Here is a 10,714-nt window from a genome sequence, read left to right as displayed (position 1 = left end):
GCCGGGCCGGTCGGCACCGGCCGGGGTCGGGTCTCACCAGGGGTGCAGGGTGCCGTCGGTCAGCCGGTTCACCGGCAGGTACGCCGGGGCGTAGGGGTAGCGGGCCGCCGCCTCCTCGTCGATGTCGACGCCGAGCCCCGGGGTCTCCGCCGGGTGCAGGTAGCCGTCGGCGAAGTGGTATCCGTGCGGGAAGACCTCGTCGGTCTGCGCGGTGTGCCGCATGTACTCCTGCAGGCCGAAGTTGGGGATCGCGATGTCGAGGTGCAGCGCGGCGGCCATGCAGACCGGCGAGAGGTCGGTGGCGCCGTGCGAGCCGCTGCGGACGTGGTGCAGCGCGGCGAGGTCGAAGATCCGGCGCAGGTGGGTGATCCCGCCGGCGTGCACCACCGTGGCGCGGATGTAGTCGATGAGCTGTTCCCGGATGAGCTGGGCGGCGTCCCAGATGCTGTTGAAGACCTCGCCGACGGCGATCGGCGTGGTGGTGTGCTGCCGGATGAGGCGGAAGCCCTCCTGCAGCTCGGCGGGGACCGGGTCCTCCAGCCAGGTCAGCGCGTACGGCTCCAGGCCGCGCCCGAGCCGGGCCGCCTCGATCGGGGTGAGCCGGTGGTGCACGTCGTGCAGCAGCTTGAGGGTCGGGCCGAACTCGTCGCGGACCCGGGCGAAGACGCCCGGCAGGTGCGTCAGGTACCGCTCGGTCGACCAGGTCGCCTCGCTGGGCAGCGCCGCGTCGGCCGGCTCGTAGAACATCTTGTCGGCGGCGACGCCGTAGGTCTTGGCCAGGCCCGGCACCCCGCACTGCACGCGTACGGCGTGGTAGCCCAGGTCGACGAAGCGGCCGACCTCGGTGAGCACCTCGTCCACGTTCTCGCCGTTGGCGTGCCCGTAGACGGTGACGCCCTCGCGGGACCGGCCGCCGAGCAGCTGGTAGACCGGCAGGCCGGCAACCTTGCCCAAGATGTCCCAGAGCGCGGTGTCGACGGCGGCGATGGCGCTCATCGTGACCGGCCCGCGCCGCCAGTATGCGCCCTGGTAGAGGTACTGCCAGGTGTCCTCGATGCGCGCCGGGTCCCGCCCGATCAGCAGCGGCACGACGTGGTCGCTCAGGTACGACGCGACGGCCAACTCGCGGCCGTTGAGGGTGGCGTCACCGACGCCGGTGACCCCATCGTCGGTGACGACCTTCAGGGTGACGAAGTTGCGTCCGGGACAGGTGACGATGACTCGGGCGTCGACGATCCGCACACGATCTCCTCAGGCCGGGAAACCCTGCATCGACACTAGCGAATATTGCGGGATGCCGGGCCCCCGCCACGCTGCGGCCTGACTCCGAGGTGCGGGCCCGCCCGCGAAGTTCCACTGGCCATAGATTGATCGTCGATATATATTCTCGGGGTGAGTGAGATGCGGGAACCGACCTTCCTGATCCTGACCGCGCTGGCCGACCAGCCTCGGCACGGCTACGGGATCATTCAGGAGGTCGCGGCGCTGTCGGCGCACCGGGTCAGGCTGCTTCCCGGAACGCTCTACACCGCGTTGGACCGCCTGGCCGCGCAGGGCCTGGTCGTCCGGGACCGAGAAGAGATCGCCGACGGGCGACTCCGCCGGTACTACCGGCTGACCTCCGACGGGCTGGCGGTGCTCGACGCGGAGACCACGCGCCTGCGTTCACTCGCCACCGCAGCGGAGCGCAAGTTGCGCATCGTCCGCCCGCGCCCGGCCTGAACCGACCTCACCCAAGAGGGGATCCCATGTCACGCACGCGGGAAAAGCTCGCGCGCAGCTACCGGCGGCTGCTGCTGTGCTATCCGCGCCGGTACCGACGGGCCCGCGGCGAGGAGATCGTCGCCACGTTCCTCGACCTCGCCCCGCCGGACCGGACCCGACCCACCATCCGCGAGGCCGTCAACCTGGTCCGCAACGGCCTGCGATGCCGACTGGGGCGACCGAACAGCCGCACGGTGGTGCTGTGGGCCACCCTGACCACCGTCGTGTGGGGGCTCTTCACCGGGGCATTCGCCACCCGGCTCGCCTGGGAAACCGCTCGTCCGCTACCCACGCAGGCTGAGGCGACGGAACTGTTCAGCCGCGTCCTGGGTCAGGACACGACCGGGCAGGTCAGTGTCGATCCGGCGCTGTTCGTCATCTACGGGGAACCGCTCGGCCCGGACAACCTCCACTTCCTGTTCTCCCTGGACGCGGGCGAGTATCAGCAGGGTCTCGCAATGGTGGACCTGAAAGGCCCGTCGGACGTCAGCCACCAAGGCCTGGTGGACTCCACCCGCGCGTGGCTACGCGCGGACGGATGGCAGGTGACCGACATCATCACCCGCAACACGGTGCAGTGCACCACCAGCTGCGACGAGTCGATGCTGCCCAGGGACGCGCTCTTCGCCGCGCGTCGTGGGGACCGCGTCCTGCGCCTCGAAATCTCGCTCGGCAGCCCCCGACAGCAGCCGCCGAAACCGGGGACGCCCGACAACGACGGGACGTACGCCCACGTCGAACTGAGCCGGGCGACTCCGCCGGCAGTCATGCCCTTCGGCACCGCGGGCGTCGCGCTCGGCATGGTCTTCGGCTGGTTGACATTCGGGTGGGCCAGCCGCCGCGCTGAAAGCCACCGCCGACCGCTACGCGTGCTCACCACGGTGCTGTTCGGTTTCGCCACCTTCATGTGGTACACACCGTTGCTCCTCGGCGGCCGGTACATGGTGCTCCATCACCTGCACGAATCGCATCTGTCCTGGCATCCCATGTGGGAGTGGATCGGGCAACCCGCCCTGGCAACACTGTTCGTGATCGGCACGGTGGCGGCCTTGCTCGCACTCGCTGCGTGCGCGCTGCCCAGCCGGAACCGCGAGCCGGCTACCGACGTGCGATCGACGGCCTGACCAGCGCACCGCCACCCGGCTCGGCCGTCAGGTGACGGCGACGCATGCCCGGTTCCTCGGCTCGCTGGACCTGAAGCGACAGCTAATCTTCGATGAGCTGGTAATCGCTCCTAAAGGTGCCGTAATCCGCAGGCTCCACCCAGCAACTGAAACGGCACCCAGGAAGGCTCACCTCCTCAACTTTCAAATTGAACGCCAGCGTGGCGGCATCCGTCTTCCGGACCTTAGAATCGATGCCTAATTCGCGAAACTCCGCGATCCCACCGCGTTTGTCAACCACGACATACACGACCCTCCTACCAGCATCGCTCGCACCAAGATGATCGCCACGACCATGGCAATCATCGATCGGAAGGCCACAAATTCCACATGAATGAAGATTGGTGGGACCACTCGAAGGCACTACAGCATCCTCTCGCCAGCCTGACTTTTGCGGAATCCGACAGGGCCTTGTGCGTGAAGCCCCCGTGGCGGCAGTTCCCGTCCATCACGCTGGATGCCGTCCGCCCCGATTTGATTCGCACCCACATCTGGCCCCGGGTGCGATCAGTGCACAAGCCGGAAGCGAACTGTTCGCCCGGGAAAGTCCTTCGGGAACATCCTCATCCTGAGGCGTTTCGAGAGCACAGCCGCGAGCCACTCGACAGCACCACCATCGAACTCCTCCCACAGCGGGCCGCGAGGCTCACCCAGAGCAACCCTCCACCGGTCGGGGTCACCGGCCGGCTCGGTTATCCAATAGATGACGTCGCCGTTGTCGGAGCGGCCGAGGGAGAGCAGCTCGGCAGGCTTCCGTGGCAGCGCGTGACCTCGATCGAGCAGGTATCGCAATGCCCAGGTGGTGCGTTCGCGCTGGTGCTCCAGGTTGAGACCCGGCCGCGGGTCGTCGGGGTGGAACACGTACAGGAACCCACCGAACGAACCCGTCCCGTAGCGGCCGACCAGCCATTTGTAGTCCGCCGGAAGAGGGGTGCCCAGGCGAGCCTCGACCGCACCCCAGTCGACAGGCGGAGGAATTTCGGCCGGCGGCCTCACCAACTGCTCAAGAGACTCGGAGACGAACACCAGGCACCGCCCTTTCCGCAGGTCGCCATCCTCGCAGCGACGGATGTCACCGGGCCGGCCCGGGCAGCTCGTCGGTCAGCCGGCGGCGGGCCCGACGTGCAGGAACGGGCTGGGGGTGCCGCTCCAGGTCACGTGCAGCGCCTCGCGGGCCCGGGTGGCGGCGACGAAGAGCAGGCAGCGTTCCCGCAGCAGGTCGTTGTCGTGCTGCACCGGGTCCACCTCCGCCGGCGTGACCTCCTTCGCGAACGGCACCGCCTTCGCCGTCGCGCCCAGCACGGCGACGCAGCGAAACTCCAGCCCCTTCATGGCGTGCATGGTGGCCAGCCGCACGCCGTCGACGTCCGCGCCGGGCTGGTCGCGTACCCGCACGGCCGGCACGTCGGCCGCGACCAGCGCGTCCTGCATGCTGCTCAGCGACGTGTTGAACCGGGCGCAGACCGCGATCTCGGCCGGTCGCACGCCCTGGCCGAGCCACTCGCGTACCCGGTCGACGACCGCCGCGACCTCGGCCTGGCCGGTCGGGTGCCCCACCGCCTGGGGTCGCCTGCCGTGCAGCAGGGACCGGTACCCGGCCAGGCTGTCGTCGCCGTCGCCGCCGAGGTCGGCGACGCGCGCCCCGACGAGCACGCCGGTGGCCCAGGTCAGGATCTCCTCGGTGCTGCGGTAGTTGACCCGCAGCCGGCTGCTGCGCCCCGCGACGGAGATACCCAGCGCCTGCAACGACACCCGGGAGTCGTAGATGCGCTGGTGCGGGTCGCCGGTGACGAAGAGGTCGTCGGGGCCGGGCGGCACCGCCGCGCGCAGCACCCGCCACTGCGCGGGGTGCAGGTCCTGCGCCTCGTCCACCACCACGTGGTCGAAGCCGTGGACGGCGAGGTCCGCGCCGGCGAGCAACCGCGCCGCCTGCGCGCAGACCTGCAGGTGCGTGGCGGTGCCGGCCGCCGTCAGCTCGGCGCGGAACGACTCCACGGCCGCCCACACCCGGTCGCGCTGGCGGGGGCCCAGCGCCGAGCCCCGGCCGCGCCGGCTGGCCTGCCGGTACGCCTCCGCGCTGGGCACGTCCTGGGCGAGGATGACGTGGCGGTACTCCTGGGCGAGGAACTGCTCGCCCCAGGGCAGGTCCAGCCGGCGGCACACCCGCCGCCAGACCTGCCGTTCGTCGGCGTCCCCGATCGGGGTCGGCACCCGCCCGGCGAGGCCGCGCACGATCCGGTTCGCGTACGCGTTGACGGTGGTGACGTCCACCCGGGCCAACTGCTCGTCGTCGCCGAGCAGCAGCGCCAGGTTCTCCCGCAGGGTCGCGGCCAGGGCGTTGGTGTACGTGGTGAGCAGCACCCGGGCCTCGGGCGAGCGGGCGAGCAGGTGCTTGACCCGATGCAGGGCCACCACCGTCTTGCCCGTGCCGGGGCCGCCCGTGACCTGCGCCGACCCGTTGTAGGAGACCCGGTACGCCACCCGCCGCTGCGACGGGTGCAGGAACACCCGCCAGGCGGCGAACGGCTTGTCGAGGATCTCGGCCAACTCGTCGGGCCGGGTCACCAGCGTGATGCGGCTGGCGGTGTTCGCGATCGCGATGGCCAGGCTCTCGCTCGGCTCGGGCGTGGCATCGACCGGGCGGCGCTGGGCGACGAGGTCGCGGTAGACCTCCTCCGGGGTGAAGCCCTCGGCGAGGTACTGCAACACCTCGAACTGGTCCTCGGGCAGCAGCGTGCCGAACGCCTCCAGTTGCGGCTTGTCGATGATGGTCCGCACCGCGCGCAGCACCTGGTCGTCGATGCCCAGGTCACGCAGCGCCGTGTCGGAGTGGCGGGCGAAGAGCAGCGTCGGCGCCTGCGCCGCCGCCTTCTCCAGCGCGGGCGTGAGCTGTTCGATGGCCACGGCGTTGCGGACCTCCAGCGCCCGCGTCGCCGTGTTGACGGTGTAGAGGCGCTTCGCCGCCCAGGTGTACGCGTCGTCGTGCGGGACGACGCTGAGCAGCAGGAACGTGTCGCTGCCGTCGTCGGGGGCGAGCACGACCCCGCGCCAGAAGTCGTTGACCCGGATGGTCCGCATCCGGGGGTCGCGGGCGTTGTTGACCGACTCCAGGTGCAGGCCCTTGTCGGCGTGCAGCTCGGCGATGGTGAGCTGCTGGAACTTCGCCATCGCCTTGCGTACGCCGGCCTTGATCGGTTTTTCCAGGACGTCGTAGCTCTGCCAGAAGCTGTTGGCGAAGGCGAGCTGGGGCACGGGCGGGCCTCTCGGGGCGGCAGGTCGACGGGGAGGTGGGTCGACGGGGAGGTGGGTGCGCGACGCCTAGCTGTCGGTGACCAGCCCGCCGGAGGCGGGCAGTTGCGCCTGGTCGTAGAACCAGCGCAGGTGATCGAGCAGCGCCTCGCGGGCGTCGGCGTCGGCGAGGACCGTCAGCGGGAAGTTCGGCCGCAGGGCGAGCTTGGCGGCGTCAATGTGCACCCCCGGCAGCTGGTTGAGTCGCTGCCGCAGCTCCTCGCGCAGCGTCAGGTCGTGGAACGGCGTCCGGATGCTCAGGTGCTGGAAGACGACCTCGAACTTCCCGCTCGGGTAGATCGCCGCCGGCCAGATGTTGCCCCACTCATGGTCCCGGCCCCGGGCCATCAGGAAGCAGGACGTCTCCCCGCCGGTGCCGTAGGAGAGCGTGCCGCCCAGCGCCGTCCACTCCTGCAGCACCACGAACGTGGCGGTCGCGACCGCCGGGCCCTGCCGGGCGGTGAGCTGCTCGATGAACCGCTCGGCGTAGGTGGTGCCGTCGGCCGGCCGCTGCCGGGGCGACCGCTCGGGCACCTCGCCCGGCGTGATGCCGGCGAGCTGCGCCAGCTCCTCGGTGCCGATGCGCTGCGCCTGGTCGGCGCGGCCGTACTGGTCGAACGTCACGCCCTCCGCCCGGAGCACATCGCGCGGGTCGTCGGTGCGGCCCGGCTCGGACCAGCGGAAGCCGGGCGCGACGGTCCCCTCGACCTGCAACACCCGGTGCGCGTTCGGGGCCGGGTGGTTGGCCAGCCGCACCCCGACCGGCATCGGCGCGGTGCCGATGAGCGCGGCGAGGTCCCCGTACGTCGTCCAGGAGCCGGCGGGCAGCTCGGAGAGCGCCCGGACCATCAGGTCCCAGGGCACCTCGGACTGGTTGCCGGCCTGCTCGGTGGGGCCGGGCCAGCTGGCGATCACCCGCTCGGCGAGGGCGTCGGCGCGGGCGTGGATCTCCGGTCGTCCCCACCGGGCCTGGTCCGTGATCTGCTGGCTGAGCCGGACCCCGCTCTGCCTGAGCCGGTCGCGCTTGGCCGCGAAGGGCTTGTTGCCCAGCTCCGGGTTGTAGCCGGTCAGCGTCAGGTTTCCCAGGGTGTGCAGCAGCGCCTCGTGCACCTCGTCGAGGTTCTCCCCCGGCTCGAGGTCGGCGGCGAGCAGCTGCCGCCAGTCGTCGGTGAGCGTCTGCGGCAGCACGTGCTCGATGGTCGCCTTCTCCAGCGACACCGGCTCCTTGCTGCCGTACGACTCCTCCAGCCAGCGCAGCACCAGGTTGCGCTGGGGCGCGCGGCCGTGCAGGTAGAACGGGATGGAACGGACCGCGGCGCGCACGGCGGCGTCGGTGGCGTAGTGCTTGCGCCCGGTCGACAGGTACGCCCGGACCGCCTCGTCCACCGGCAGGTTCCTGCTCATCTCGGTGACGACGGAGAGCAGGATCCGGTTGATGTTCATGGTGCTGCGCCCGATGAGCAGGCGGCGCACGAAGAAGCTCTCCACGTAGAGCATCGCCGAGGCGACCTGTTCGGAGGTCGCCGTGCCGTCCTCCCGGCGGTCGAGCAGGTGCAGGGCCAGCGGGTAGACGGTGGTGGTGCCCCAGGCGGCGAGCCGCTCCAGGCGCTGCCGTACCGCCGGGTCCTTCTCCTCGGCGGGGTGCAGGATGACCCGCAGCAGCGCGCCGAGGCGGGCGAAGCGGCGCACCTCCGCCTCGATGTCGGGCTCCGCGCGGAGGCGTTCGAGCCGGGCCTGCTGGGCCGAGTAGATGTCGGTCTGCTTGACGCGCGGGTCACGGTGGACCAGGTCGAGCCAGAAGAGCAGTTCCAGTTCCTCGGGCTTGAGCTGGCGCTGCAACGGCAGCCAGAGCGCGTCGTAGACGATCTCGCCCCGGGTGGGCAGCCGCATGAAGAGGTAGTTGCGCAGCAGGTCGGCCTGGGTGAGCCGCAGCCCGGTGTTGTTGAGCGACTCGAAGATCCGGTAGACGTTGTCGCCGGGTTGGGCGGTGACGGCCACCAGCCCCAGGCCGGTGATGATCGCGCTTTCGATGCGCTCGATGTCCAGCGGGTTCTCCGGGTCGTCGGCGGCCAGCGCGTCGGCGAAGAACTGGTACGCGACGCTGACCGCGTGGTTCCGGTCGATCTGCGGGGTCGACTTCACGCAGGCCACGTAGGCGTCGCGGTCGGCCTGGGTGGGGACGAGCTTGAGCCAGCGCTCTTCCTCGAAGGGGTTGGTCAGGTACTGGTGGTCGAGGCGCATCCGGTGCTTGGCACCCTCGCGTGCGGCCCGGTGGTCGCGAATGGCGCAGAGCAGAATGGTCAGGGTGGTGAGCCGCTGCTGCCCGTCCACCACCAGGTATTCGGCCACTCCCGCCGGGCTGAGCTTCGGGCTGGGCGCGAGGACGAGGGACCCGATGAAGTGCGTGGCGTTCGGGCTGTCGACGCGGTCCTCGGCGAGCTTGCGCACGTCGTCCCAGAGCCGCGCGAGCTGGATCTTGCTCCACGAATAGGTGCGCTGGTAAAGCGGCACGTGATACTGCTTCGCGCCCTCCAGCAGACCTTGCAACGTGGTTTCCGCCGCCGCGACCATCCCCGGTTCCCGCCTTTCGCCGACCCGCCCCTGAGCCCGGCAAGACAAACAGATCACCGGCCCGCGAAGCAACTCATGTCGGGCAATGCCGCCGGTCGGCGCGGCAATCCTGTCCCGACGGCCGATGCGACCGTCGGCGGTTGCCAATTTGCCGGGACGCCACGCAGCGCCACCCATTGGTAACGTGTCGGCCGCAGAGTGAAGGGCCAGGACAACGCGCATTCGGGAGGGTCGCGCATGTGGTCGGACGAGGCCGCGCTCGACGAGGCGACGCGCCGACTCGACGACTGGGAGTCGTCCATCGCCGCCCGCGCGGCCCAGGCCAAGGCGCTAGCTGGGCAGGTGCAGGCGCTGACCGGAACGGCCTCCAGTCTCGACCGCACCGTCACGGTGACCGTCGACTCGTCGGGCTCCCTGCTGGACCTGCGAATGGACGAACGCACCCGGCAGAACCCAGCGGCACACACCGCCCGGCAGATCCTCGACGTCACCCGAGCCGCCCGCGCCGACCTCCTGGAAAAGGTCACCCGGACGACCACCCAGACCCTCGGTGTCGACGATCCGACAGCGGCGGCGCTCGTCGAGTCGTACCGGCACCGGCTGAATCCTGACCAGGGCACCCCGGATGCCCGGCGGTGACGGCATTCGGGTCGACCCCGACAACCTGACCCGCCACGCCGAGCGCGTCGAGCGCAGCGGTGCCAGCCTCGACACGGCGCGCCAGGCCGGGCAGCACGTCCGGCTGGGCGCGGACGCGTACGGTCAGCTCTGCGCCGTCATGCCGCTGCTGCTCGACGGCCTCCAGCAGACCCTCGTCCAGGGCATCGACGCTGCCGCGGCCTCGGTACGCGACACCGCCGGCAGACTGCGCGCCGGCGCCGACGGCTACCGGGCCTCCGACGCCAGAGCGGAGCAGTTGCTGCGTCGCGTACGGGACGGCCGTTGACCACCAACCCCCTCGTCGCTCCGGCGGTCGACACCCCGCCCAGCGCGTGGGCCGGCGTCTGGATCTGCGAGGACATCGAGCTCATCGCCCAAGGCGTACGCGAGGGCAGTTGGATCGACGGCACGCTGGGCGTGGTCAGCGCCGGCCTGGACGCCCTCGCCTTCGTCTCCGACCCGGTCGGCGCGCTGCTCCAGTACGGCATCGCCTGGCTCATCGAGCACGTCAAGCCGCTCAGCGAGGCGCTGGGCTGGCTCGCCGGCGACCCGGCGCAGATCACCGCCCACGCCCGGACCTGGCGCAACGTCGCCGCCGCCCTCCGCGAAGAGGTCGCCGAACTGGCCGGTGCGGTCCGCGTCGACGTCGGCGGCTGGGGCGGCAGCGCCGGGCCGGCCTACCGTGCCTGGGCGAGCGAGCAGCAGCAGGCGATCACCGGGCTCGCCCAGGGTGCGGACACCCTCGCCGCCATCACCGAAGGAGCGGCCGGGCTGGTGGCCGCCGTCCGGCTGCTGGTCCGCGACGCCGTTGCCACCTGCGTCTCCCGACTGATCGTGTACGCGGGCGAACTGGTCGTCACCGGCGGGTTCGCCGCTCCCCTGGTGGTGGAGCAGGTGACGACGTTGGTGGCGTCGTGGGCGGGGCGGATCGCCCGGCTGCTACGCGGGCTGCTGGCGAGCCTGCGGCGGCTGATGCCGCTGATCCGCAAGCTCGGCGATCTCATGGAGAAGCTGAAGCAGGCGCTGGGACGACTCCATTCAGGCCCGTCGCGACCGAGCCGGAACCCATCGGGTCCCGAGGTGCCACCTCACGAGTCGACGCCGCCGCCGAAAGCCGAGGAGGACCGCGTTCGCCAGCTCGGCATGGATCCTGCGACTGGCAGGTTCCGTCCCGGAGAGGCCGAAACGGCACTTACAACTCCTAACTTAATGATGTTGGGCGTAACCGGCTGGACGTGAGGATCGTTTTGTTTGGACGTGAGGAGGGG

The 10,714-nt window shown here is 70.7% G+C and carries 10 protein-coding genes; 5 read left to right on the top strand and 5 right to left on the bottom strand.

Annotated features, from left to right (window positions below):
• Positions 1-33 precede the first annotated feature (33 nt).
• Positions 34-1,242, bottom strand: a complete 1,209-nt coding sequence (gene manD / locus ACLQ2V_RS17095) for a D-mannonate dehydratase ManD (RefSeq protein WP_425719484.1) — start codon at positions 1,240-1,242, stop codon at positions 34-36.
• A 159-nt stretch (positions 1,243-1,401) separates the two neighbouring features.
• Here manD and ACLQ2V_RS17090 point away from each other — a divergent pair, with 159 nt between their 5' ends.
• Positions 1,402-1,722: a PadR family transcriptional regulator gene (locus tag ACLQ2V_RS17090; RefSeq protein WP_425719722.1), complete on the top strand. Its 321-nt coding sequence runs from the start codon at positions 1,402-1,404 to the stop codon at positions 1,720-1,722.
• A gap of 26 nt (positions 1,723-1,748) precedes the next feature.
• Positions 1,749-2,888: a hypothetical protein gene (locus ACLQ2V_RS17085; protein WP_425719483.1), complete on the top strand. Its 1,140-nt coding sequence runs from the start codon at positions 1,749-1,751 to the stop codon at positions 2,886-2,888.
• An 82-nt stretch (positions 2,889-2,970) separates the two neighbouring features.
• On the opposite strand, the gene ACLQ2V_RS17080 is transcribed toward ACLQ2V_RS17085, so the two are convergent.
• The 4 genes from ACLQ2V_RS17080 to ACLQ2V_RS17065 all read right to left on the bottom strand — a co-directional run bounded on the left by ACLQ2V_RS17080 (position 2,971) and on the right by ACLQ2V_RS17065 (position 8,786).
• Entirely contained in the window at positions 2,971-3,177 is a 207-nt protein-coding gene (locus tag ACLQ2V_RS17080) for a hypothetical protein (RefSeq protein ID WP_425719482.1), read from the bottom strand.
• Positions 3,178-3,434: 257 nt separating this feature from the next.
• On the bottom strand, positions 3,435-3,953 hold the full coding sequence (locus ACLQ2V_RS17075) for an SMI1/KNR4 family protein (RefSeq protein ID WP_425719481.1): 519 nt from the start codon (positions 3,951-3,953) through the stop codon (positions 3,435-3,437).
• A gap of 75 nt (positions 3,954-4,028) precedes the next feature.
• Positions 4,029-6,179, bottom strand: a complete 2,151-nt coding sequence (locus ACLQ2V_RS17070; protein WP_425719480.1) for a UvrD-helicase domain-containing protein — start codon at positions 6,177-6,179, stop codon at positions 4,029-4,031.
• Positions 6,180-6,245: 66 nt separating this feature from the next.
• Complete coding sequence (locus ACLQ2V_RS17065) at positions 6,246-8,786, bottom strand: GmrSD restriction endonuclease domain-containing protein (protein WP_425719479.1); 2,541 nt, start codon at positions 8,784-8,786, stop codon at positions 6,246-6,248.
• Positions 8,787-9,023: 237 nt separating this feature from the next.
• Between ACLQ2V_RS17065 and ACLQ2V_RS17060 the strand changes: the two genes are divergently transcribed.
• Genes ACLQ2V_RS17060 through ACLQ2V_RS17050 form a run of 3 tightly spaced genes read left to right on the top strand, consistent with a single transcriptional unit; the run spans position 9,024 to position 10,685 of the window.
• Positions 9,024-9,425 (top strand): YbaB/EbfC family nucleoid-associated protein, encoded by a 402-nt coding sequence (locus ACLQ2V_RS17060; protein WP_425719478.1) that lies wholly within the window; start codon positions 9,024-9,026, stop codon positions 9,423-9,425.
• The gene (locus tag ACLQ2V_RS17055) at positions 9,412-9,732 is read left to right on the top strand and encodes a type VII secretion target (protein ID WP_425719477.1); all 321 of its coding nucleotides are present in this window, start codon (positions 9,412-9,414) and stop codon (positions 9,730-9,732) included. The genes ACLQ2V_RS17060 and ACLQ2V_RS17055 overlap by 14 nt, the downstream gene beginning before the upstream one ends.
• Entirely contained in the window at positions 9,729-10,685 is a 957-nt protein-coding gene (locus tag ACLQ2V_RS17050; protein ID WP_425719476.1) for a WXG100 family type VII secretion target, read from the top strand. Before ACLQ2V_RS17055 ends, ACLQ2V_RS17050 begins: the two co-directional genes overlap by 4 nt.
• Positions 10,686-10,714: the final 29 nt, after the last annotated feature.

The sequence above is a fragment of the Micromonospora sp. DT233 genome (assembly GCF_049841815.1).
In the GTDB taxonomy this organism is placed as follows: Bacteria; Actinomycetota; Actinomycetes; order Mycobacteriales; family Micromonosporaceae; genus Micromonospora.
Note: the sequence above shows the minus strand (reverse complement) of the source record. Positions and strands in the feature narration are given on the sequence as shown.